This window comes from Candidatus Binatia bacterium (assembly GCA_036493895.1).
Taxonomy (GTDB): domain Bacteria; phylum Desulfobacterota; class Binatia; order UBA1149; family CAITLU01; genus DATNBU01.
In genome coordinates this window covers 27,694-50,625 of the sequence record DASXOZ010000030.1, presented here as the reverse complement: position 1 = coordinate 50,625, position 22,932 = coordinate 27,694, and the positions used below count along the sequence as shown (strand labels likewise).

Sequence of the window (22,932 nt, the reverse complement as noted above, 5' to 3'; positions counted from 1 at the left end):
CCATGTTCGAAACGGTTTTTCCCGAGCACGACCTGTTCTCGACCCCCGAACATCGCCAGTTCCGCACGACCATTCGCAAGTTCGTCCAGGACAAGCTCGTGCCGCGCTCGCGCGAGTTCGACGAGATGGGGCACTTCGACACGAAGCTGTACCCGGAGATGGGCAAGCTCGGGATGCTCGGCATCCGCTACGACCCGCGATTCGGCGGCCTCGGCCTCGACTACAGCTTCACGGCCATCCTCGCCGAGGAGCTCGGCTGCTGCGACAACGCCGGCGTCGCGATGGGCATCTTCGTGCAGACCGACATGGCCACTCCGTCGCTGGCCCAGTTCGGCTCCGACGAGCTGCGCCAGCAATACCTCGTACCGGCCATCCGCGGCGAGGCGATCGGCGCGATCGGAGTGACCGAGCCGACGGCCGGCTCGGACGTCTCGGCAATCAAGACGCGCGCGGTGCGCGACGGCGACGACTGGGTCATCAACGGCCAGAAGATGTTCATCACGAACGCTTCGACGGCCGATTTCTTCTGCCTGCTGGCCGTCACCGACCCGGGCGCCGGTTACGGCGGATTTTCGCAGATCGTCGTGCCGACCAGGTCGCCCGGCGTGTCGTTCACGCTGCTCGACAAGATCGGCAACTGGGGCTCGGACACCGGCGCAATCTATCTCGAAGACGTACGCGTTCCGGTCACGAACACGATCGGCGACATCGGGCGCGGCTTCCAGCAGCAGATGATGCAGTTCCAGGACGAGCGGCTGATCGCGGTGCTCGCCGCGGCGGCCGGCGCGATGGACGTCTGGAACAAGACCAAGGCCTACTGCGAGCAGAGGATCGTCTTCGGCAAGCCGCTGTCGAAGTTCCAGGTCAACCAGTTCAAGTTCGTTGACATGCTGGTGCGCATCCAGGCTGCGCGCGAGCTGGGCTACGCATGCGTGAGCAAACGCATGAAGGGCGAAGACGCCACGCGCGAGATCTCGATGGCCAAGATCTTCTGCATCGAGGTCCAGCAGTACGTCGCCACCACCTGCCTGCAGCTTTACGGCGGCGCCGGTTACCTGACCGACAACCCGGCCGGACGCCTGTTCGTCGACTCGCGCCTGAGCTCGATCGGCGCCGGCGCCGACGAGGTCATGAAGCAGGTCATCGCCAGAACCCTCGGTTTCTGAAGTTCCTCGGTTTCTGAAGGAGAATCCATGTCCGAGCAGCAAAACTTCTATCGCTTCACCGGCACCGACGGCTACATCGCCTCGGGGTCCCTCGTCGATGCCGTCAACTGCGCGATCGCACTGGAGCGGCCGCTGCTGCTGCGCGGCGAGCCCGGCACCGGCAAGACGCTGCTCGCGCGCCACATCAGCGACGCGCTCGGCCTTGCGATGGAGAGCTGGCACGTCAAATCGACGTCGAAGGCCGCCGACGGCCTCTACGTGTACGACACCGTGCAGCGCCTGAACGACAGCCGCTTCGGCGGCGCCGACGTCTCCGACATCCGCGCCTACATCAAGATGGGCCCGCTCGGTCGCTGCTTTTCCGCCGAGGACCGCCGCGTGCTGTTGATCGACGAAGTCGACAAGGCAGACATCGAGTTCCCGAACGATCTTCTGCACGAACTCGACGAGATGCGCTTTACCGTCACCGAGACGGGCGACGAAGTGGCCGCCGCCAAGCGGCCGATCGTGCTGATCACGTCGAACAACGAAAAAGAGCTGCCCGACGCGTTCCTGCGCCGCTGCATCTTCCACTACATCGAATTTCCCGACGTGCGCCTGATGAGGCGCATCGTCGCCGTCCACCATCCGCGCCTCGAAGAGACCCTGCTCGACCAGTGCCTGATCAAGTTCTACTGGCTTCGCGAGCAGCCCGAGCTGCGCAAGCGTCCTTCGACTTCCGAGCTGATCGACTGGATCGCGGCGCTCGGCCGCGCCGGACTGACGGCCGACAAGATCGAATTGCACATTCCGTTCATCGGCAGCCTGCTCAAGACCGAGCAGGACTCCGAAGCGCTCAAGCGCTACCAGAAGCAGGGCGGCAACTACCCGAGCTCGTGGTCGGACCTCGGGCCCAGGTACAACCAGTAAACGCCATGTTCCTCGATCTTTTCTACGGTCTGCGCGAGCAAGGGGTGCCGGTGGGCACCCAGGAATGGCTCACGCTGATGGAAGCCGTCGGAAAAGGCCTGCACGGCTCGAGCCTCAAGCGTTTCTACAACCTCTCGCGCGCCTGCCTCATCAAGCACGAAGGACACTTCGATGCTTTCGACCGCGTCTTCGCCAAAGTGTTCCACGGCGTCGAAGGCTCTCTCGACTCGCTGACCGACGAAGTGCTCGAGTGGCTCAAGGAGGCCAGGGATTTTCCCCAGCTCACGCCCGAGCAGCTCGCCGAGCTGGAGCGGCTTGCCGGTGACGAGCTGATGCGCCGTTTCCTCGAGACGCTGGCCGAGCAGGACGAGCAGCACGACGGCGGCAACAAGTGGGTAGGCACCGGCGGCCGTTCTCCGTACGGGCACGGCGGCGTGCATCCGACCGGCATACGCGTCGGCGGCCCGGGCCGCAGCCGCTCGGCGATGAAAGTCGCCGAGGAAAGGCACTTCGAAGACTACCGGACCGACGTGCGCCTCGACGTGCGCCAGCTGAAAGTCGCGCTGAGGCGGCTTCGCCAGCTCACGCGTCGCGGCAACCCGACCGAGCTCGACATCGACGAGAGCATCGACGAGACGTGCCGCAACGCCGGCGAAATCGAGCTGGTTTTCCGCGCCCCGCGGCGCAATGACGTGCGCGTGCTGCTGCTGATGGACGTCGGCGGCACGATGTCGCCGTGGTTCGAGCCGGTCAGCCGCCTGCTGACGGCGCTGCACGAGGAGCGGGGCCTCAAGTCTTTCGAAGCGTTCTACTTCCACAACTGCATTTACGACCACGTCTACACGAGTGCCCGCCTGACGCGCGCATCGGCGATCGCGACCACGCAGGTGCTGAGAACCCACGAGCCGTACTGGAAAGTGATCGTCGTCGGCGATGCCGCGATGCATCCGGCCGAGCTGCTCGAGCCGTACGGCGGCATCGATCCGCGCGTCACGACCGCGACGCCGGGAATCGACTGGATGCAGCGCATCCACGAACACTTCGACCGCTCGGTGTGGCTCAATCCGGAGCCGCAAAAATCTTGGGAGCGCACGCACACGACGCGTCTGCTGAAGCGCATCTATCCGATGTATCCTCTGTCGGTAGATGGACTTACCGAAGCGGTGAGACTGCTCGTCGGCGTCGGGCGCGCGGTCAACACCAAGGCCGCCTGAGCCGTCCGAAGCGCGCGACATCAAACGCTTTTCCCCATCTGCGGGTGCGGATCGCCTTGCTCCTCCGCCAGGATCGGACCATTCGTGAAGGCTCACGTTCCGCACCGGGGGCTTCACGAGAAACCAGGCAGGAGGCCTTCGTCTCCTGCACCACGGAGACCAGTGGGCATACCAGGCCTTTTCGATTCCGATCCCGACTCTTTCCCGCATCGATTCGAGCAGCGCTCGCCGCAGACTCGCGTGCACCGGCGCCAGCGCTCGGTCGTGGCTGCAGCACGTCCGTTCGCGTTCGCGGCCGTCTTTGCAGCAGCGGCGGCGCTGACCTCGCCGCCGCGTGCGCTCGCCGAATCACCCGCCTCCGTGCTCGAGGAAGCGCCCCACTACGGCGTCTACTACGACCGCTACGAGCCCGCGTTCTACACCGGCTTCGCACCACGCACGCTCGATCCCGCGCGTATCCAGCTCCACATCGGCCGCGGCAACCAGCTTCGTGCAACAGTTGTGCTGGCCGACGACGTGCTGCGCGAGTATGCGCGCGACCTTGCCACCAGGCGCGACACCATCCGAGCGCTGGTGTCCAGCCGCGAGCTGGTGCTGACGCAGAACGACGGCCTTGCGCGCTTCGAGGGCGCGTTATCCGATGCCGGGCTCGACCGGCTCGTGTCCGAAGAGCAGGCGCTCGCGCCCGACGTCCTGCGCGAGCGCAACCTCGCGCTGCTCGAACGCCTGAATCCCCGGCGGATCTTCCGCATCCACACGCCGGTCGACGACCTCGTTCGCCAGTGGACGGCCGCGCTTCGCCCCGAAGACCGCGAGCATCTCGATACGGCAAGACGCCTCGACCTCATCAACCGCCTGCTGCCGACGCGCCTGTTCGTCGCCGAGGCCGACGCCGGCACCGAGGCGGAGCTTGCGGCGCTGGTCCGCGTCAGCCCGCAAGGCGGCGCTGCGCTCGACCAGGGCGCACTCGCGGCGCTGCGCGCGCCGTACCTGCATCTTCTCGATCGCGTCTCGCACGGCATCTATCCGCACCGCGACGGTGCGCTCGACTTCGCCGAATTCACGGCGATCTGGCCCGTCGGCACGTGGAACCAGAGCACGACGCTGCACGGCCGGCCGATCCCCGAATATCCGACTCCCGGCCGCCGAGCGCTCACCACGCACCAGCGCTCGCAACTGATCGACCATGTGGCCGATGAGCCAATCTACAGCTGGTTTCCGTGGCTGCCGTACATGCACGTCGGCGACCACCTGCACAACGCGATCCACCTTCCGTACTGGCAGATGAGGACGTCGCAGACCTCGTTCCTGCCGGCGACCTGGCGCCAGGCCAAGGACGCCGACGGTCACGACTACGAATACCTGTGGCTGCTGTCGCGCGGCCCGATGTCGCACGGCTGCACGCACCTGAACGCCGGCCACATCTCCGAGCTGCGCCAGCTCCTGCCGTCGGCCGGCGACCAGCTCGGAAACGTCGACGTCTTCTACAACACGTCGGCGCAGTACGACGTGTTCGACATCCACGGGACTCTTCATCCGGAAGTGATGGGCGTGCGCTACTTCATTGCGTACTCGCTCGACGGCGTGAGGCCGGGGCGCCTGCGCGTGCGCGACGAGAGGCACGCATACTACGACTGGCTTTACGCCGGCGAGCTTCAATACGACGGTGCCGACCACGGCGTGTTCGACCACGTCGAGGACTGCCGTTTCGTCGGCCGCAGCGCATTGACGGGCCGTGGATACGACCGCATCCCGCTCTACGAAGCCGACTACGAGCCGGAGAAAGTGCAGTTCTACCGCAAGACCGAAATCCCGTTCATCCGTGAGCTGAGGACGGTGTCGGTGCGGCACCCGTTCCCGGGGCTCGACGTCACGGCCCAGGCAATTCCTGCGTCGAACACCGCGGGGAACTGAGCCGAGACCCGGGACAGATCCCGGCATCTCTTCACAGCGAGAACAACTCGGCCATGTCCTGCGGCTGCGTCGCGTAGATCCTGGCGTCGTCGGGAAGCCGCACCCAAGGCTGCGCGCTTCGCGTCCAGATGTGCGCGAGCGGCCGCACCCACGAACGATCGTCGAGAGTTCCCGGCTGGACGACGACGAGGGCCGGCGCCAGCGCGGGGTCGCCGAACAGCCGCGAGCCGCAATTGCTGCAAATCCGGCCGTTTTTCGTGCGCCCGTCGGGCATCACGATGCGATACGCGTGAAGCTCGCCCGAGAGCACGTGCACGCTTTCGCGACGCAGTACCATCGAGATGCCGAACACGCTGCCGGTGCGGCGCTGGCAGTCGGTGCAGTGGCAGGCGTAAACGGTCAGCGGCTCGGCGTCGACACGGTAGCGGACGCTGCCGCAGAGGCAGCCGCCATGCTGCGGGATCTCCACCGCCGCGCCGTCACTCGCGCAGCAGGACGTCGGCCGCCAGGCGCGCGCGCTTCAGGATGCGCCGCAGGCCCTCGTGCTTCTGTACCTGGGCGCGAAGCGTGACGATCGCGCGGCGCTCGAGCCGGTAACGGTCGAGTTTCTTCGGTTTCGGCGCGACGCCTTTTCCGGCCAGATCCTCGAGCGGCTTCCAGAACGTCTCGATCGGATGGCCCCACGTGGCGAGGTCTTCCGGATCGAGCCGGGCAGCGATGCCGCGGCACAGCGCAAGGCGCGCCGGATCGCCGGCGATCTCGCCTGCCCATTTGTGCAGCGAGGCGGTCGACGGGCGCGAGTGTTTCGCGACGCCGATCGGATCGCCGAGCCCCTTGCCCTCGTGCTCGTGCTCTCCGTAATTGATCGCCGAGGCCTCGAACGGAACGTCGAGAAACTCGAAGACGCCGCGCATGATGGTCTCAGGATCCGAGACCAGATCCTCGTAGACCACGTGGCAGATCGGAACCTTTTTTGCGCGCAGGAACTTCGCGATCGCCGGCACGTAACGTTCGGTGATCGGGTTGTAGGCGTGGGCCGCCTGGTAGTCGCTGTCGAAAAACGACTCGGCAAACGAGCTGAAAACCGCCAGCGGATGCCGGGTCAAGACGACGAACTTCGCGTTCGGGTAGATCTTCGCGATGAACTCGAGCACCAGGGCGTAGGCCGGCGTCTTGTCGAGGAACAGGCGCTTGTTCGGCCGGGTGGCGAGCATCCGAAGGTACAGCGTGTCGGCGTAGGCGCGGCACGCGTCGATGTAGTCCTGCTCCCCTCCGGGCAGGTCGGCGACGAATTCCCTGGTCGATTCGGCCGCGAGCACATGGTCGTACGGCGCCTTGTCGACGTTGGCGTAGTAGCCGAGGTGGGCCAGCGGCGTCAGCAGGTGCGGCTCGGGACGACCGTACACGAGCGAGTGCGACGAGATCATGCGGGCGAGCATCGTCGATCCCGAGCGCGGGGAGCCGACGACGAAGACGACCTTTTCTTCCATGGGAATCGTGAACCTTACCGAGCGTGGTCGCTCGCTTCCATTCGGCATCGAAGCCCGCGACATCAGCGCGGGATGCGCGCGTCGAGCCACTGCCAGATGTCGTCCATCACTTCGTCGCGGTTGATCTCGTTCAGCATCTCGTGGCGGCCGCCGGGATAGAGCTTGACCGTGACGTCCGACGAGGAGGACGCGCGCACGAAAGCCGCGGCACCCTCGGCGCTGCAGAGGCGGTCGTCGAGGCCGTGGACCAGCAGCACGGGTTGCGTGATTTCGCCGGAGCGCCCGACCAGCAGCGTGATGCCTTCGAAGAGCTTGAGGAACAGTTCCTCGCGAACGCGCTCGCGCAGGATCAGCGGGTCTTCCAGGTAGGCGCGCTGTTCTTCGGGATCCCGCGACAGACGCGTTGCGTCGACCCGGCGTTCGCCCGCCTCGAGGATCGGGACGATGGCCGGGCCGGACAGGATCAGCAGGTCGGGCTGCGGATTTCTTTCGAGCACGCACGCGGTCGCAATCAGGCCGCCCATCGAGTGCCCGAACAGGACCTGGGGTCCGTGGGACTCCTCGCGGCGCGTCAGTGACAAGAATGTCGACAAGTCGTCGAGGAAATGGCCGAACTGCTCGACGGTACCGGTCTCGCCGCCCGACAGCCCATGGCCGCGGTGGTCGAGGGCATGGACCGCAACTCCGCGCGCAGCCAGGAAGCGGCCGAAGCGGTCGTAGCGGGCGCTGTGCTCGCTCATGCCGTGGGCAAGCACGAAAACGGCCCGGGGCCGGTGCGAGCCGGGCAGCCACGCCCGCCGCTGGATGCGGACTCCGCCGACGCCTTCGAATTCCCCTTCGGTCGTCACGACGGCCGCCGGATCTGCTGCTGCTGCCTGCGGCTGGTTCACCCGGGCGGTATAAATTGCGCGGCCCCGCGAGTCGAGAACGCAGCCGGCGCGCCCCGGCGCAACACGGTAGGCATGAAACGGGCCGGCGCGGCCACGGACCGCCGGCCGGCGGTAGAAGGTAGTTTCCAACTCCGCGATTTTCAAAGCGGGTCATAATCCTTGACGGGGGTGGGTCGTTTGATTACAAGAACGGCTCTTCGAGGCTGCGGGGCCTCGAGAGGAGTACCTTCAAAATGCTCGAATCGGCACTAATTGTGGCCGGCCTCGTGCTCATCGGATGGCTTTTTCCTGAAGCCTGAAGCGCCAAACGCTCGATACACGGACCGACAAAAAGGATTATAGACCAAGGAAAAAGGGGTCCCGGCGCAATGCCGGGACCCCTTTTCCTTTCTCCCTTGCGCAATTTGCACGACGCCGAACACCGATGCGCGCGTGTCGTGTCAGTGAATGGTCCGGTCGTCCCAGCCGCGGCCGCGCATGCGGCGTCTCAGTCTCCACAATTCGAATCTCTTTCGCAGTCGCCGCCACGTCGCGCGGTCCAGCGTGTCAAAGCCCGCAACGCCGTTCCAGCGCAGGTACGCGTAACCGAACAGCGTGCCGCCGAGGTGCGCGGTGTGCGCGATTCCCGTTCCGGTCCCCTCCACCGGCTGCAGCAGCTCGAGGATGATCAGGAACGCGACCAGGTAACGGACGCGAATCGGCCCCGCGAAGAACACGTAGACCTCGCGGTTGGGAAACCACATCGCGTACGCAATCAGCATTCCGTAGATCGCGCCGGAGGCACCGACGCACGGGATCCAGGTATTCAGGCTCGCGAGCGTGAAAAGGATGCCGCCGCCGACTGCGCAGACGAAGTAGTAGCGCAGGAAAAAACGCGAGCCCCAGCGCACCGCCAGCTCGGAGCCGACCATCCACAGCACGAACATGTTCCACAGCAGGTGGAACACGCCGCCGTGAAGGAACTGGTACGTGAACAGGCGCCAGACTTCGCCGCGCTGGACGAGCGCCGGCACCAGCCCGAACTGCCGCGTGAGCCATCCTCCGGTGGCCGACTGCAAGAGGAACACGGCAACGCAGGCGGCGACCAGCCGCGCGATGACGGGCGGCACGGGACCGGGCGGGCCGAATCGAAGATTCGGCCGGTACCTGCCTGATCCGTAGCCGTAAGGTCTCACGAAGCTCCCCCACCCCGCGCCGGCAAAGCGCCGGTCGCTTCAGGTCATACGTAGCTCAGCCAGTGCGCGTACTGCGGGCTGCGACCGCGAATCGCGCGGAAGTATGCGTCCTGCAGCTTCTTGGTCACCGGGCCGGGACCGCCGCTGCCGATCGTGCGGTCGTCGAGCGAACGCATCGGCGTGATCTCCGCCGCCGTTCCGGTCAGGAACGCCTCGTCGGCGATGTAGATCTCGTCGCGCGTAAAGCGCTCCTCGACCACCTCGACGCCGTCGGCGCGCAGCAGCTCGATGGCCGACGCGCGCGTGATGCCTTCGAGCACCGTCGCGATCGGCGGAGTCTTGACGCGCCCGCCGCGGACGATGAAGAGATTTTCTCCGCAGCCCTCCGCAGCGTAGCCGTCGGTGTCGAGCATCAGCGACTCGTCGTAGCCGCCGCGACGCGCTTCGACACTGGCCAGGATCGAATTGACGTAGTGACCGACGGCCTTGGCCTTGGTCATCAGCGTGTTGACGTGCATGCGCTGGAAGCTGGAGGTGCGAACGCGAATGCCGCGCGCAAGGCCCTCGTCACCGAGGTAGCTGCCCCACGGCCATACCGCGATCGACGCGTGGATAGGATTGACGGCGGCCGATCCGAGCCCCATCTCGCCGTCGGCGACGTACACGAGGGGGCGGATGTAGCAGGCCTTCAACTCGTTGGCGCGAATGGTGTCGAGGCAGCCCTCGATCAGAGCATCGACGCCGTACGGCGACTCGATGCCGAGGATGTTGCACGACTGCACCAGGCGAACGATGTGCTCGCGAAGGCGGAACACCGCCGAGCGCCCGCTCTCGGTTTCGTAGCAGCGGATGCCTTCGAACGCGCCGACTCCGTAATGCAGTGTATGCGTGAGCACGTGGACCTTTGCGTCGTCCCACGGCGTCATCGTCCCGTTCATCCAGATGCATTTGCCCTTATCCACGCGGCGTTTCGTAGCGGCCGAGACGGCCAAGGTCAATGCGACCCCGATTGGAGAAGGAAGATGCTCTCGTACAGGCGCCGCACTTCTTCGCGGCTGCGCTGGTAATCGTCGAGAAGGCGGCGACCGGGATCGGTGCCGTCGTATCCGAGTCGGATCGCAAGAGGCGCCACCGCGGCCGGATCGCTGCCCAGCTCTTCGACCGGGCGGTTTCTCTCCAGCCGAAGCCTTGCCTCCAGGCGGCGCAGGAAGCGGTAGTGCTCGAGAAGGCTTGCCGCAGCCTGCTCGCCGACCAGGCCTTCGTCCCGAAGCGCTTCGAGAGCGCCGGCGGTAGAGCGGCGCCGCACCGACGGATGCGATGCGCCATAGCGGAGCTGGAGCATCTGCACGAGGAACTCGATGTCGACGATGCCGCCGCGGCCGATCTTGATGTTGAGCCGGCCGGTTTGTTCGCCCGAGAGCTCGTTTTCCAGACGGGAGCGGAGGTGGGCGATCTCGGCGATGCCGGCGGCATCGACGCTCCCGCTCCAGATCCTCGTGTCGACGGCGTCCTGGATCCTCGCCGCCAGATCGCCGTCGGCGTAGACCACGCGCGAGCGGATCAGCGCCTGGCGCTCCCACAGCTCGGCCTCGTGGGCATGATACTCGAAGAAGCTCGCCAGCGAGGTCACCAGGGGCCCGCTGTGGCCCGACGGGCGCAGCCGCGCATCCACCGCGTACGCAACGCCGTCGCCGGTTCGAGACGACAGCAGCGAGATCAGCTTCTGGGCCCACTTGGTCGCCAGCTGGTGCGCCCCGGGGTCGTAGCCTTCGCCGCTGCCCTCGTAAATGAAGATCAGGTCGAGGTCGGAGCCGTACGACATTTCGCGGGCACCGAGCTTTCCCATCGCGACCACCGCCAGGCGCAGCTGCTGCCAGGGCCCGCGCACTTTCGCGGAGACGAGGCTTCGCGCCGAGTCGGCGGCTGCCACCAGCACGACCTCGGCCAGGGTGCTCAATGCGCGGTGCACGGCATCGTCGGCCAGCGCACCGGCAAGATCGGCAAGCCCCGTCTTCAGAATCTCGGTGGTGCGAAAGCGCCGCAGCGCCGCGAGCGTGCCTTCCTCGTCGCTTGCCGGCGGCGGCATCGTGGCAGCGAGCGCTTCGCGGAGTGTCGCCGCGTCAGGCTCGCCGCCGCTGGCCGAGTCGGAGCGCACCAGGGAGTCCAGAAGCTCGGGATGGCCGACGAGGTGTCCCGCAAGATAAGGGCTGCTCGCGAACAGCGAGACGAGGATCTCCATCGTCCTCGGCGCGTTGCCGAGAAGCGCGAGATAGCTCGTATGCGCGCCGGTGCGGACGAGGAAATCGACGAGGCCCGAAAGCGCCCGCGCCGGATCCGACGAGCGCACGACGGCATCGAGCAGGTGCGGCGCGAGTGCCTCGACGGCGCGGCGGCGCTGGGGACTGGCCGGTCCGCGGAGGCGACCCTGGTAGATGCGTGCCAGATTGCGCGCAGCCTCGGTGCCGTCGGGAATTCCCATGCGCTCGAGCACAGCGCCGGCATCTTCGAAGCGGCCCTCGCCGATCTGGCCGAGCACCGCCATCGCCACCGGATCGATCGCGTGCTCGCGCCGAGCCGGCTCGTCGGGCCTCAACTCGAGAAAACGCAGGAACAGCCCGTGCACGCGCCGCGTCTGCTTTTCCCAGTCTTTCTCGAAACCGGCCACTTCGTCCGGAGCCGGCGGCGCGCCGCGGCGCCCGGTGCCGTAACCGAGGCGCCGCGCTAGAGCGCGAAGCTCTTCGGGCTGTTGCGGCAGCGTCTGGGTCTGGCGCTTCTCGTCGATCTGTACGGCGTGTTCGACGTTGCGCAGGAACAGGTACGCCGCGCGCAACGCGTCGGCATCGGCAGGCGGGAGCAGGTTCTCGCGCTCGAGAGAATCGATTGCCCGGCGCGTGGACGTTCCGCGCACCGATCGCACGTGGCCGCCGTGAATGAGCTGCAGCACCTGCACGACGAACTCGAGCTCGCGGATGCCGCCGCGGCCGGTCTTGACGTTGCGGGTGCCGGGTTTCTGCAACGCCAGCTCCGCGTCGATGCGGTCCTTCATGCTGCGAAGGTCCTCGACGGTGTCGTAGTCGAGGTGACGCCGGTAGAGGAACGGCTCGAGCGAGGCGAGGAAACGGGTGCCGAGCGCCAGATCGCCGGCAATCGGCCTCGCCTTGGCCAGCGCGCCGCGTTCCCAGGTGTCTCCCCATCCTTCGTAGTAATCGAGCGCAACTTCGACCGGATTGACCGGCAAGCCGTTGATGCCTTCGGGGCGCAGCCGCAGATCGACGCGAAAGACGACGCCGTCGGCAGTCGCTTCGCCGATGGCACGCGTCACCGAAGCGGCGAGCTGAGAGAAGAACTGGCGCGCCGGAGGGCTGCCGTCGGTAACGGCGTCCGATTCGTACAGGTAGACGAGATCGACATCGGAGCTGAAATTCAGTTCCCCGCCGCCGAGCTTTCCCATGCCGAGCACGACGAAACCGATGGGACGACCGTCGGGCGCCACGGCGTCGCCGTGCTGCGCGGCCAGTGTCGCGCGCGAATGGGAGGTCGCAATCGATATCGCGACCTCTGCCAGCAGCGTCAGCGACGATACAGTCTCGTCGAGGTCGGCAAGCCCGATCACGTCGCGGGCGCCGATGCGGAACATTTCGGCGGCAGCCAGGCGGCGCAGCTTTCGATGCAGGGCCGGCGTGTCGTCGTCGACACTGACGGCCGCGGCTGCAACGAGGGTTTCGCGCGACGGCGGCCCCTGCTCGCAGCTTCGTGCAAGCGCCGGCCACTGCGGGCCGCGTCCGACGAGCTGGCGTACGAGCCACGCGCTGGAGCCGGCGATTACCGCGAGCGTTTGCAGCCCGGCGGTCGGCCAATTGGTGAGGGATTCAGCGCCGCCGGCCTCGATGACACTCTCGAGTGCGCGCCCGGCCTGTTCGGGAGAAGGCGACGCCGCCAGTGCGGCCTCGAGAGCCTGTCTCCACGCCGCAGGCTGCGAAATCGCGATCTGTTCGAGAACCGGCCTCATCACGCCGGCGAGGACACCATGCCCGCCGGCTCCGGTCCAGCAGCCGCCGCGACGACTTCCTGCGACTGGCAAAGCTGCACTGCAAGATCTTGCTCGCGCGACCAGCGTTCCCAGTCGGCGGCGGCGCGCGCGGCCATCGCTTCCCTGCGGTCGCCCTTGGGAATTCGCCGTCCGGCCGCGTTCTCTTCGAGCGGCACGAAAAGGCCGTAGTTCGCGTTCATCGGCTGGAAATCGCGGCGGCCGCGGTCGGTGATGTACGCGAGCAGCGAGCCGAGCGAAGTCGTCGGCGGCGGTGTGATCATTTCTGCGCCCGACGCCAGCCGCGCGGCATTGATTCCCGCGAGAAGCCCCGTTGCCGCCGATTCGACGTAGCCTTCGACGCCGGTGAGCTGGCCCGCCAGCATCAGGCCCGGTCGCGCAAGCGTCTCGAGCGTCGGCCTCAGCGCCTTCGGGGAGTTGAGGAACGTGTTGCGGTGCAGGCTGCCGAGGCGCACGAACTCGGCATTTTCGAGGGCCGGGATCATCCGGAAGACGCGGCGCTGCTCCGGGTACGTCATCTTGGTCTGGAATCCGACCATGCTGAACAGGCGACCTTCGCGGTCGTCCTGGCGAAGCTGCACGACGGCATGCGCGCGCCGTCCGGTGCGAGGATCGATGAGACCGACGGGACGCATCGGCCCGAACGCGAGCGTGTCGCGTCCTCGCCTTGCGATCTCTTCGACAGGCATGCAGCCCTCGAAGTGCACGCAGCGCTCGAAACTCTTGAGCGGCATCTTTTCGGCCGCGAGGATTTCGTCGACGAACCGCTCGTAGCAGCCGCGGTCGAGCGGGCAGTTGATGTAGTCGTCGCCGCCGCGGCCCCAGCGCGCCGCGCGGAACGCCACGTTCATGTCGATCGAATCGGCCGTGAGGATCGGCGAAATCGCGTCGTAGAAGTACAGGTGCTCCTCGCCGACGAAGCGTGCCAGCTCCTGCGACAGCGACGACGAAGTGAGCGGCCCGGTCGCGATGATCACGATCTCGCCGTCCGGGATTGTCTTCGATTCGCCGCGATGGATGCGTACCGACGGCAACGCCTCGATGGCCGCCGTGATCTGCTCGGCGAAACGAACGCGGTCGACCGCAAGCGCCGATCCGGCCGGAACCCGCGTCGCGTCGGCCACGGTCATGACAAGCGACCCGACAGAGCGCATCTCGCGCTTGAGGATGCCGACGGCGGTGCGCTCGGAGTCTTCGCGCAGCGAGTTCGAGCAGACGAGCTCCGCGAGCAGCGAGCTCTGGTGCGCCTCGGTGCTGACCAGCGGGCGCATTTCCCACAGATCGACCGCCAGGCCGGCGCGCGCGATCTGCCAGGTCGCCTCGCAGCCTGCCAGGCCGCCGCCGACGACGGTGATGCGCGGCGCGGCCAAGAGGTTACGCCTGCTCCTGCAGCAGTGGTCCTTCGTCGGTGGCTTCGGAGTAGGTGCAACCCTCGCGCACGCAGCGGCGCACGGTGCCGGCGCGCTTGGTCGTCTTTTCGACCACCAGCGGCGCTTCGCACTCCGGACAAGGCGTTTGGATCGGCCGGTCCCACAGCGCGAACTTGCACGTCGGGTAGCGGTTGCAGCTGTAGAAGATCTTGCCGCGCCTGGAGACCTTCTGGACCAGGTCTCCTTCGCCGCACCCGCCGAGCTCCTTCGGGCACGTGATGCCGAGAGGCACCGGCGTGTTGGCCGACTTGATGTTCTTGCACTCCGGGTAGGCGGAGCAGCCGAGGAAGCGCCCGAACTTGGAGAACTTGTACGCCATCGCCGAGCCGCACTTCTCGCAGACCTCGTCGGTTTCCTCTGGCGCGTCGAGCACGATCGACCCGTCGTCGCGGCGCGTGAAGTTGCCGGTGAACTTGCAGTCGGGGAAACCGGGGCATGCGGCGAACTCGCCGTTGCGACCCCACTTGATGACCAGGGTCTTGCCGCACTTCGGGCACGGCAGGTCGGTCTCGACCACCTCGCGCTTGACGTCGCGCATCTCGATCTTGGCGCGGTCGAGGTCGGCGCGGAACGGCTTGTAGAAGTTGCGCGTGGCGTCGAGCCAGTCGCTCTTTCCATCCTCGACGTCGTCGAGCTTGTCCTCCAGCTCGGCCGTGAACTCGGCATTGAGGATGTCGGGGAAGGACTCGACGAGAAGGTCGGTCACCAGCGCGCCGAGCTCGGTCGGCACGAGGCGGCGCTGCTCGTCCTGGCGCACGTACTCGCGGCCGATGATCGTCGACATGATCGTCGCGTACGTGGACGGACGTCCGATGCCCCGCTCTTCGAGTTCGCGGATCAGCGTCGCCTGCGTGAAGCGCGGCGGAGGCTGCGTGAAATGCTGGCTGGCCGCCAGCTTCTCGAGCGCCAGCGCCTGGTCCTCGGAAAGATCCGGCAGCGAGCCCGAGTCGTCGTTCTCGTCCGGTGCGTCGCGGCCTTCCTCGTAGACGCGCAGGAAGCCGGCGAAGCGAAGGATCTGGCCAGTGGCGCGGAACTTTCCGCCTGCCGCGTGGATATCGACACTGGTCTGGTCGTAGACGGCCGGGCTCATCTGGCTGGCCAGGAAGCGGTTCCACACCAGCGTATAGACGCGAAACTCGTCGGCCGGCAGGAACTCGCGCACCCTGTCGGGCGGGAACTCCAGCGATGTGGGCCGGATTGCCTCGTGCGCGTCCTGCGCGCTCTTCTTGGTGCGGTAGACGTTGGGCGTGGACGGTGCGAACGCATCGCCGTACGTGTCCCGCACGTACTGGAGCGCTGCGACCTGCGCATCGGCCGCGACGCGCGTCGAGTCGGTGCGCATGTACGTGATCAGTCCCGTCGTCCCTTCGGTGCCGAGATCGATGCCTTCGTAGAGGCGCTGCGCGGCCGACATCGTGCGCCGCGGCTGGAAGCCGTGCTTGCGCGAAGCCTCCTGCTGCAGCGTCGACGTGATGAATGGCGGTGCCGGGCGCCGTTGCCGTTCGGTCCTCTTGACCTCGCCGACTTTCCAGTCGCGCGCGTCGCGGAATCGCTTTTCGAGATCGCGGGCCTGGACCTGGTCGCGAATGTAGAAGCGATCCTCGAGCGCCTTGCCGCCGTTTTCGGCTCCGTCGGCGCGCAGGTTCTTGGTTTCGATGCGCTTGCCGTCGACCTCGATGAGCCTCGCTTCGAAGAGCTGGCGCTCGTCCTTGCCTTGCTGATTGGCCGGAAACAGCGACGCCGTGATCTGCCAGTACTCGACCGCAACGAAGCCCAGGATCTCGCGCTCCCTCTCGACGAGAAGGCGCACGGCCACCGACTGCACTCGCCCGGCCGAAAGTCCGCGGCGCACCTTGTCCCATAGCAGGGGGCTGATCTGGTAGCCGACCAGGCGATCGATGACGCGCCGGGCCTGCTGGGCTTCGAACTTGCTGGTGTCGATGTCGCCGGGGTGGTGGATCGCGCTCTGGACCGCGCTCTTGGTGATCTCGTTGAACAGTACCCGGTGCACCTTGCCCTTGAATCCCTTGGGCACGACGTGCTGGCGGATGTGCCACGCAATGGCCTCGCCTTCGCGGTCCGGGTCGGGGGCGAGGTAGATGCTCTGCTTGCCCTTGGCGGCGGCCTTCAGCTCCTTGATGACCTTGGCCTTGCCACGGATCACCTCGTAGTCGGGCTCGAAGTCGTGGTCGACGTCTACCCCGAGCTTGCTCTTGGGCAGGTCGACCAGATGGCCGACGGAGGCCAGCACCTGGTAATCGCGCCCAAGGTAGCGCGCCAGAGTCTTGGCCTTGGCCGGGGATTCGACGATGACGAGGTTTTTGGCTGCCATGGCAGTTAGGTTGGCTTGGGGTCCGTCCTGAACGGTTGGGGCCTGCGCGGTCGGCTACTAATAAGGATGGAATTGCCCGGGTCGCCGGTTCCCGACCGTGGCCCGGAAAAGGCCATGCCCCTCACGGCGGACATGCCCGTCCAGTTCGAGGGCCGTTAACAACGCCAGAACTTCTGTGCCGTCAAGTGCTGTCGAAGCGCAGATCTGGTCGGCCGTGGCCGGCGAGTGATCCAGAAAGGCAATAATCACTGCTTCTTTCGGCGAAAGGTCGTCGGGTAAGATCACCTTCTTTTTCGATAATTTATGTCGATTTTTCTCATCCAACGAACGAAGTCCCGGAATGCCTGCCAGATCTGTCAGTGCACAAAATGGCGCGGCGCCGTGGCGGAGGAGCCGGTTGGTCCCCTCCGACAGCGGGGAGTCGATCGGTCCGGGCACGGCCAGCACGTCCCTTCCCTGGTCGAGGGCGTGCCGGGCGCTGGCCAGCGACCCGCTGCGCGAGCGGGCCTCGACGACGACGGTAGCCTGGCAAAGACCGGTGATGATCCGGTTACGGAACGGGAACAGCCAGGCGCGGGGTGTCCTGCCCGCCGGCTGCTCGGTCAGGAGGCAGCCCCCGCGATCCAGGATGTTCGAGGCGAGCCCGGTGTGCTCCGGCGGGTAGATCCGGTCGAGGCCGCCGGCCAGCACGGCCGCGGTACGGCCGCCCTCGAGCGCACCACGATGGGCCGCGACGTCGATGCCTCGCGCGAGACCACTGACCACCACGATACCCGCTTCGGCGAGACCCCGGCCCAGGCTTCGCGCGGTCCTCTCGCCGTAGTCGCTGCAGGCTCTCGCCCCGACGACGGCCACCGCCGGCGAGCAGGCCGACGGCTCACAGCCCTTCCAGAACAATGCGAGCGGCGGATCCGGAACCTGGCGAAGCAGCGCGGGGTAGGCGCTGTCGCCGAGTGCAGCGATTCGCAGCCCGAGCCGGCGACAGCGCTCCATGTGCCGCGGCGCATCGTCCCGCCACGACTCGCGCAGCTTCTCGATCGCTGCCGGCCGCGCCCCCGCTGCGGCAAGCGCCTCGTCGCCGGCACGCACGGCGGCCAGCGCTCCGCCGAAGGCGCTGACCAGCCGCAGCCAGCCGTCGGGCCTGCCCTCGGCAGCCAGGGCGATGGCGAGCCACGCCGTCGTTTCGTCGTCGGACACCGCAGAGGCTTAGCCGCTGCGCAGCGTGCGCGGCAATGCCGCAAACGTCATGGGATGTGGGACGCGATCGCTTCCTCGTCGGCCTCATGGGCTGGCGTGGGGACGAGCACTGCATCGTGATATTCTCGCAGGACATGGCTCTGGCCGCTCCATCGACCGACCAGAATACGTTCGCGTCGTCATGGCGCGCGACGCTGCAGGGCATCCGGCGCCGCCTCGTCGGAGAGCGTCTGGCGCCCGAAGATCGCGACGCGTTCGCCGAGGAGATCCACGAAAAGGAAATTCGCCGGCTTCGCGCACTGACGCCGTTGGCGCTCGTGATGCACGTCGCGCACGCGCTGATCTACCGGGTGCCCGACAGCCAGCGCGCCTCGTTGCCGCCGGGCATCGTGCACTGGCACGACCTCATCGTCCGCCTCCACATCGCAACGATTCCGGTGACGCTGGCGATCATCCTGGTCGTGTTCCGATTCCCTCGCTCCGCCGTCGGCCGCCAGATCATGGCGCTGACTGCGGCCGCCTACCTTTCCCACGGCGCCATCGCCAGCGGCGTCGACCAGCTCAAGTTCGCGAACATGGATGCCTTCACCGGCTACTGCTTCGGGAGTGCCGTGATCTGTTCGTTCCCGTTCCTGCGAGGCCTCACGGTCTACTCGATAGGCTTCGCGGTCGTCGCCGTGGCATTGATGACGTTCCAGCCGGACGCATCGCTGCGCCTGTCCGCCATGCTCAACGCGACGATGGTCGTCACGAGCAGCGTGCTGGTCGGCTCGATCCTCGCGGCCGCGCGCCGTCGCGATTTCGCGCAGAGACGCACCATCGCGCATCAGCGCGACGAGCTTGCGAGCCTCAACAGCGATCTCGAACACCGCGTCGACGAGCAGGTTGCCGAGATCGTGCGCCGCGCCGAGGAAGTGAACAAGCTCAACGCCCAGCTTCGCTCGCAGATCCGCGCACGCTCGACGGAGCTGCAGGTGGCGCTTGCGCAGCTGGCCTTGCAGCGCGGCGACGAAGGACTGCTCCACGACGGCGACGTCATCGGGGACCGCTTCGAGGTCGGTGAACGGATCGGCGCCGGCGCAATGGGGCTCGTCTACACCGGCACCGACCGCGTGACGGGCGCTCGCGTCGCGATCAAGGTCATCAAGACCAACAGCTCGATGGACATCGATTCGATGCGGCGATTCCTCGGCGAAGCCAGCGCCGCGGCGGCGTTCACGCATCCCGCAGTCGTCGGCATGGTCCACGTCGATATCGCCGGCAACGGGCTGCTTTACCAGGTCCAGGAGCTCGTCACCGGGCAGTCGCTCGACGAGGTGCTGCAAGCGGGGCCGTGGGCCCAGGCCGACGTCGCACGCTTCGGCGCCGTCCTGTGCGATGCGCTCGCTGCGGCCCACAGTCACGGAGTCGTGCACCGCGACGTCAAGCCGTCCAACGTCATGCTGACGCCGGCCGGGCCGGGTCTGAAGCTGCTCGACTTCGGCCTTGCCAAGTTGATGGACGAGGTATCGCGCGACACGCAGAGCCAGACGGCCACCGGGCTCATCGTCGGCACTCCCGCGTACATGGCTCCCGAGCAGGTGCTCGGGCACGAGATCTCTTCGAAGGTGGACGTCTACTCGTCGGGCGTGCTGATGTTCCAGCTGCTGACCGGGCGCCTTGCGTTCGAAACCGACGGCGCCAGCAAGGTGATGATCAGCCACGTCGCAAGAGAAGCGCCCGACGTGCGTGCGATCCGCGACGGCGTCTGCGGCGAGCTGGCCGATCTGGTCGCGACCTGCCTCGTCAAGGATCCGGCGCTAAGACCCGACGCTGCGACGATCGGCGCCAGCCTTGCGGCGCTCGCCGATGCGCTCGGTGCGGAGACCCTGCCGGCAATTGCGCGCAGGATGGGGGCCGCCGCGTCGGGCGCCGTCTCCGACAGCGACCGCAACCGCAGCATCGCGCGGCGTCTCGGCGCATTTTCGTAAAGCGGAGCGCCCTCCGGCGCACAATCTGCAGGAGATCGCGCGCCACCGGCGGCGCAGGCTGTCCGAGGACTGCGCGCTCGTCAGGCTGCGCGCGCCGGCGCCCGCAAGGAGGCGAGGAAATTGCCGAGCAGCCGCTTGCCTTCCACGGTCAGGATCGACTCGGGATGGAACTGCACTCCGTCGACCGCCAGCGTGCGGTGACGCAGTCCCATGATTTCGTCTTCGTCGGTCCACGCGCTCACTTCGAGCACGTCCGGCAGCGTCGACTTCTCGACGATCAGCGAATGGTAGCGCGTCGCGATGAACGGATTGGCCAGGCCTCGGAAGATGCCGCGCCCGTCGTGATGGATCGGGGAAGTCTTGCCGTGCATCAGGCGCGGTGCGCGCACGACGTCGCCGCCGAAGACCTGGCCGATGCTCTGGTGACCGAGGCAGACGCCGAGAATGGGAATGCGTCCGGCGAACGCTTCGACCACCGGCATCGAGATGCCGGCCTCGTTCGGCGTGCACGGCCCCGGCGAGATCACGATGCCCGACGGCGCGAGTTTTTCGATGCCCGCGATGTCGATCGTATCGTTGCGGTACACTTCAACATCGGCACCGAGCTCGCCCAGGTACTGCACGAGGTTGTAGGTGAACGAATCGTAGTTATCGATCATCAACAGCATGGGAGGCCATGCTACTGCGGCGGCCCGGCGATTGCATCCGCTGCGCCGCTGTCCGCCTCTCGACACGGCGGGCCACTGCGGATACTGCGACCACCATGCGCGGCGGCGCCAGCATCGAGCACGAGGCCCACGTGGCCGAGGCAATTCCCCGCCCGTGGCGCCTCGTCGACTACCTGAAGGAACGGCTCGTCGCGGTGCCGGTCACCGAGATCGGCAACCTCATTACATCGGGTTGCGTTCGCATCGGAACACCCGGCGCCGTCGGTCGCACAATGGATATGGTCGCTTGCGGGGATCGCATTACGATCGAGCGCGCCGCTTTGGAATCGCTGCGTCTTCGCGGCCGCTGGAATCCGCCGTGGGACCACGTTCCCGACGTGCTGTACGAGGACGACGATCTGCTGGTCGTGCACAAAAACGCCGGCCTTCACGTGCATCCTCTCGGCGATCATCGCGAATGCACTCTGGTGGGCGCGTTGCTGCACCGCGCGGGCCTGCGTGAGCAAGAGCCGTGGGCGGCGTGGCGTCCTCACGTGGTGCAGCGCCTGGATTGCGTCGTCTCCGGTCTTCTCGTCGTCGCGAAGGGAGCCGTATCGAAAGCCGCGCTCGTGCGCGTCCAGAAAGCGGGGCGACTCGAACGCAGGTACCTTGCCGTCGTCGACGGGTGTGTCGGTGACGACGACGGCGTCATCGATGCACCGGTAGGCCGCGACGAGGCACGCGGCTGGCGCCGCGCGATCGTACGCGAGGAGCGCGGCGGCGAGCGCGCGATCACACGCTGGCGCATCGTGGCTCGACTCGCGCACCGCACGATCGTCGAGCTGGAACCGGAGACCGGCCGCACCCACCAGCTTCGCGTTCACCTGGCGAGCATCGGCCATCCGATTGCCGGCGACGTCCTTTACGGAGGAAGCCGCCTCGATGCGTTCGCCGCGCGCGACGGCGAGGCGGTCGAAGCCGCGGCGATGTCGATCCCTGCGGACCTGGTGCCGGCCCCCGACGAACGACTCGGCAACCTCGTACGCCCGATCGCGCTTCACGCCCGGCGCATCTCGCTGCAGCATCCGCGCCTGGGCACGACGATCGACGTGGAGCACGAGCCGTGCGGCCGGGCTTTCGCGCTTGCGGCCGGCGAGGAATGGGCCAACGCGGCGCGATCTGCCCTTGCGTGCAGACCGCCGCCTTCGATCTGAGCGGCCGCACGAAAAGGCCCTGTCGCGCGTAGCCGCCGGCCATCCGGATACACAGTTGCTCGGCGCCCGGAAACGAGGAAGATCGAACCGCGCCGGTCTCGCAACCGCGGCCGACCTGGAGAGAACGATCCGAATGTCGCCAAGAATGCCTTTCCTGCTTTCGATCCTCTGGGCTGCCGCAGCGCTGTCGCTGGCGACTCCGGCCTGGGCCCACAGCACCGGCGGCGCGGCCGGAGGGTTCGCAAGCGGTTTCATGCATCCGCTGTTCGGCCCGGACCACGTCATTGCGATGGTCGCCGTCGGACTCTGGGGCGCGTTCCTCGGCCAGCCGGCGATCTGGATACTGCCTGTCGTGTTCCCGATGGTGATGGCCTTCGGCGGAGCGCTCGGCGTTGCCGGAGTGCCTCTTCCCGGCGTCGAAGTCGGTATCGCGATGTCGGCGATCGTGCTCGGCTCGATGGTCGCGCTGGCCGCTCGACCTCCGCTGTGGATCGCGGCCGTCGTCGTCGGCAGCTTCGCGATTTTCCACGGCCACGCCCACGGCACCGAGCTTCCGGCCGCCGCCGATCCGCTCGCCTACAGCCTCGGCTTCGTCATCGCGACCGGGCTGCTGCACATCTCGGGCATCGGGATCGGTCTTCTCGTGCGCTGGCCGGCCGGCCGCATCGTTGTCCGCGCCGGAGGCGGCGCGATCGCGCTCGGAGGCTTCGCGTTCCTGTTCCACCTCGTATGACGCGCTTGCTCGTGCTCGCGTGCCTCGTCGTCCTCCTGCCGGAGGCTGCGTGGGCGCACACGCCGATCCAGGGCATCGGCGATTTCTACTCGGGCGTGCTGCACCCGTGGGTGGTGCCTCAGCACATTCTTCCGATCGTCGCGCTCGGACTTCTTCTCGGCCAGCGCGGCGAGGAGTTCTTCCAGGCCGGGCTCGGCAGTTTTCTCGTCGCGATCCTGCTCGGGCTTGCTGCGGCGGGAGCCGGGTTCCAGGGAATTCCCGAAGTCGTGCTGCTCGTGCTCTCGACGCTCGAAGGCGTCGCCGTCGCACTGGCGCCCCCGCTGCCGCGCAGCGCCTGCGTCGCGCTCGCGTTCGCGACGGCGCTGCTCGTGGCACTCGATTCGTCACCCGAGGCGAGCACGCTTCGCGCGACTCTGATGACGCTCGGCGGCACCGCCATCGGTGCGAGCCTCGGCCTGATCTATTCGGGCGGTCTTTCGCGAAAGCTGGCGGCGCCGTGGGCGCGCATCGCGGTGCGCGTGGTCGGCTCGTGGATCGCGGCCAGCTCGGTGCTCGTGCTCGCGCTGGCGACGGTGGGGAAGGCTCCGGCGAAATGACCGCCGT

Annotated in this window: 17 protein-coding genes and 1 pseudogene; 8 read left to right on the top strand and 10 right to left on the bottom strand. The window is 67.1% G+C overall.

The window, feature by feature from the left end:
- The first annotated feature begins 2 nt into the window (after nt 1–2).
- The 4 genes from VGK20_08295 (at nt 3) to VGK20_08280 (ending at nt 5,203) form a co-directional block, all read left to right on the top strand.
- Nucleotides 3–1,166 carry an acyl-CoA dehydrogenase family protein gene (locus VGK20_08295; protein ID HEY2774039.1) on the top strand — a complete coding sequence of 388 codons (1,164 nt, stop codon included), beginning with the start codon at nt 3–5 and terminating at the stop codon, nt 1,164–1,166.
- 27 nt (nt 1,167–1,193) lie between these two features.
- The gene (locus VGK20_08290; GenBank protein ID HEY2774038.1) at nt 1,194–2,075 is read left to right on the top strand and encodes a MoxR family ATPase; all 882 of its coding nucleotides are present in this window, start codon (nt 1,194–1,196) and stop codon (nt 2,073–2,075) included.
- Nucleotides 2,076–2,080: 5 nt separating this feature from the next.
- Nucleotides 2,081–3,289, top strand: coding sequence for a VWA domain-containing protein (locus VGK20_08285; GenBank protein HEY2774037.1), 1,209 nt, complete (start codon nt 2,081–2,083; stop codon nt 3,287–3,289).
- 162 nt (nt 3,290–3,451) lie between these two features.
- The gene (locus tag VGK20_08280; GenBank protein HEY2774036.1) at nt 3,452–5,203 is read left to right on the top strand and encodes a hypothetical protein; all 1,752 of its coding nucleotides are present in this window, start codon (nt 3,452–3,454) and stop codon (nt 5,201–5,203) included.
- A 31-nt stretch (nt 5,204–5,234) separates the two neighbouring features.
- Here the strand turns inward: VGK20_08280 and VGK20_08275 are convergent, their stop codons facing one another.
- The 9 genes and pseudogenes from VGK20_08275 to dprA form a co-directional block, all read right to left on the bottom strand.
- Nucleotides 5,235–5,672: a GFA family protein gene (locus VGK20_08275; GenBank protein HEY2774035.1), complete on the bottom strand. Its 438-nt coding sequence runs from the start codon at nt 5,670–5,672 to the stop codon at nt 5,235–5,237.
- 10 nt (nt 5,673–5,682) lie between these two features.
- Nucleotides 5,683–6,693: a sulfotransferase gene (locus VGK20_08270; protein HEY2774034.1), complete on the bottom strand. Its 1,011-nt coding sequence runs from the start codon at nt 6,691–6,693 to the stop codon at nt 5,683–5,685.
- 62 nt (nt 6,694–6,755) lie between these two features.
- Nucleotides 6,756–7,583 carry an alpha/beta hydrolase gene (locus tag VGK20_08265; protein HEY2774033.1) on the bottom strand — a complete coding sequence of 276 codons (828 nt, stop codon included), beginning with the start codon at nt 7,581–7,583 and terminating at the stop codon, nt 6,756–6,758.
- Between the two features lie 440 nt (nt 7,584–8,023).
- A complete protein-coding gene (locus VGK20_08260; protein HEY2774032.1) occupies nt 8,024–8,692 on the bottom strand; it encodes a rhomboid family intramembrane serine protease in 669 nt (222 codons plus the stop codon).
- Nucleotides 8,693–8,802: 110 nt separating this feature from the next.
- Nucleotides 8,803–9,720, bottom strand: coding sequence for a branched-chain amino acid transaminase (locus VGK20_08255; protein ID HEY2774031.1), 918 nt, complete (start codon nt 9,718–9,720; stop codon nt 8,803–8,805).
- Between the two features lie 32 nt (nt 9,721–9,752).
- Nucleotides 9,753–12,767 (bottom strand): bifunctional [glutamate--ammonia ligase]-adenylyl-L-tyrosine phosphorylase/[glutamate--ammonia-ligase] adenylyltransferase, encoded by a 3,015-nt coding sequence (gene glnE / locus VGK20_08250; protein ID HEY2774030.1) that lies wholly within the window; start codon nt 12,765–12,767, stop codon nt 9,753–9,755.
- A 101-nt stretch (nt 12,768–12,868) separates the two neighbouring features.
- Nucleotides 12,869–14,176 (bottom strand): annotated as a pseudogene (gene trmFO / locus VGK20_08245) (methylenetetrahydrofolate--tRNA-(uracil(54)-C(5))-methyltransferase (FADH(2)-oxidizing) TrmFO).
- A gap of 4 nt (nt 14,177–14,180) precedes the next feature.
- Complete coding sequence (gene topA, locus VGK20_08240) at nt 14,181–16,568, bottom strand: type I DNA topoisomerase (GenBank protein ID HEY2774029.1); 2,388 nt, start codon at nt 16,566–16,568, stop codon at nt 14,181–14,183.
- Between the two features lie 57 nt (nt 16,569–16,625).
- Entirely contained in the window at nt 16,626–17,765 is a 1,140-nt protein-coding gene (dprA, locus tag VGK20_08235) for a DNA-processing protein DprA (protein ID HEY2774028.1), read from the bottom strand.
- Between the two features lie 35 nt (nt 17,766–17,800).
- On the opposite strand from dprA, the gene VGK20_08230 reads away from it, so the two are divergent.
- Nucleotides 17,801–19,735, top strand: a complete 1,935-nt coding sequence (locus VGK20_08230; protein HEY2774027.1) for a serine/threonine-protein kinase — start codon at nt 17,801–17,803, stop codon at nt 19,733–19,735.
- 80 nt (nt 19,736–19,815) lie between these two features.
- On the opposite strand, the gene VGK20_08225 is transcribed toward VGK20_08230, so the two are convergent.
- Nucleotides 19,816–20,403: an aminodeoxychorismate/anthranilate synthase component II gene (locus tag VGK20_08225; protein HEY2774026.1), complete on the bottom strand. Its 588-nt coding sequence runs from the start codon at nt 20,401–20,403 to the stop codon at nt 19,816–19,818.
- Between the two features lie 95 nt (nt 20,404–20,498).
- Between VGK20_08225 and VGK20_08220 the strand changes: the two genes are divergently transcribed.
- The 3 genes from VGK20_08220 (at nt 20,499) to VGK20_08210 (ending at nt 22,925) form a co-directional block, all read left to right on the top strand.
- Nucleotides 20,499–21,596, top strand: a complete 1,098-nt coding sequence (locus tag VGK20_08220; protein ID HEY2774025.1) for an RluA family pseudouridine synthase — start codon at nt 20,499–20,501, stop codon at nt 21,594–21,596.
- 133 nt (nt 21,597–21,729) lie between these two features.
- Nucleotides 21,730–22,329 (top strand): HupE/UreJ family protein, encoded by a 600-nt coding sequence (locus tag VGK20_08215; protein ID HEY2774024.1) that lies wholly within the window; start codon nt 21,730–21,732, stop codon nt 22,327–22,329.
- Nucleotides 22,326–22,925: a HupE/UreJ family protein gene (locus tag VGK20_08210; GenBank protein HEY2774023.1), complete on the top strand. Its 600-nt coding sequence runs from the start codon at nt 22,326–22,328 to the stop codon at nt 22,923–22,925. The genes VGK20_08215 and VGK20_08210 overlap by 4 nt, the downstream gene beginning before the upstream one ends.
- Nucleotides 22,926–22,932: the final 7 nt, after the last annotated feature.

What these genes read in the sequence shown, in the direction of transcription:
- VGK20_08295 (HEY2774039.1), top strand. Translation starts at nt 3, where the DNA reads ATGTTCGAAACGGTTTTTCCCGAGCACGACCTGTTCTCGACCCCCGAA.
- VGK20_08290 (HEY2774038.1), top strand. Translation starts at nt 1,194, where the DNA reads ATGTCCGAGCAGCAAAACTTCTATCGCTTCACCGGCACCGACGGCTAC.
- VGK20_08285 (HEY2774037.1), top strand. Translation starts at nt 2,081, where the DNA reads ATGTTCCTCGATCTTTTCTACGGTCTGCGCGAGCAAGGGGTGCCGGTG.
- VGK20_08270 (HEY2774034.1), bottom strand. Translation starts at nt 6,693, where the DNA reads ATGGAAGAAAAGGTCGTCTTCGTCGTCGGCTCCCCGCGCTCGGGATCG.
- glnE (HEY2774030.1), bottom strand. Translation starts at nt 12,767, where the DNA reads ATGAGGCCGGTTCTCGAACAGATCGCGATTTCGCAGCCTGCGGCGTGG.
- topA (HEY2774029.1), bottom strand. Translation starts at nt 16,568, where the DNA reads ATGGCAGCCAAAAACCTCGTCATCGTCGAATCCCCGGCCAAGGCCAAG.
- VGK20_08230 (HEY2774027.1), top strand. Translation starts at nt 17,801, where the DNA reads ATGCCGCAAACGTCATGGGATGTGGGACGCGATCGCTTCCTCGTCGGC.
- VGK20_08225 (HEY2774026.1), bottom strand. Translation starts at nt 20,403, where the DNA reads ATGCTGTTGATGATCGATAACTACGATTCGTTCACCTACAACCTCGTG.
- VGK20_08220 (HEY2774025.1), top strand. Translation starts at nt 20,499, where the DNA reads ATGCGCGGCGGCGCCAGCATCGAGCACGAGGCCCACGTGGCCGAGGCA.
- VGK20_08215 (HEY2774024.1), top strand. Translation starts at nt 21,730, where the DNA reads ATGTCGCCAAGAATGCCTTTCCTGCTTTCGATCCTCTGGGCTGCCGCA.
- VGK20_08210 (HEY2774023.1), top strand. Translation starts at nt 22,326, where the DNA reads ATGACGCGCTTGCTCGTGCTCGCGTGCCTCGTCGTCCTCCTGCCGGAG.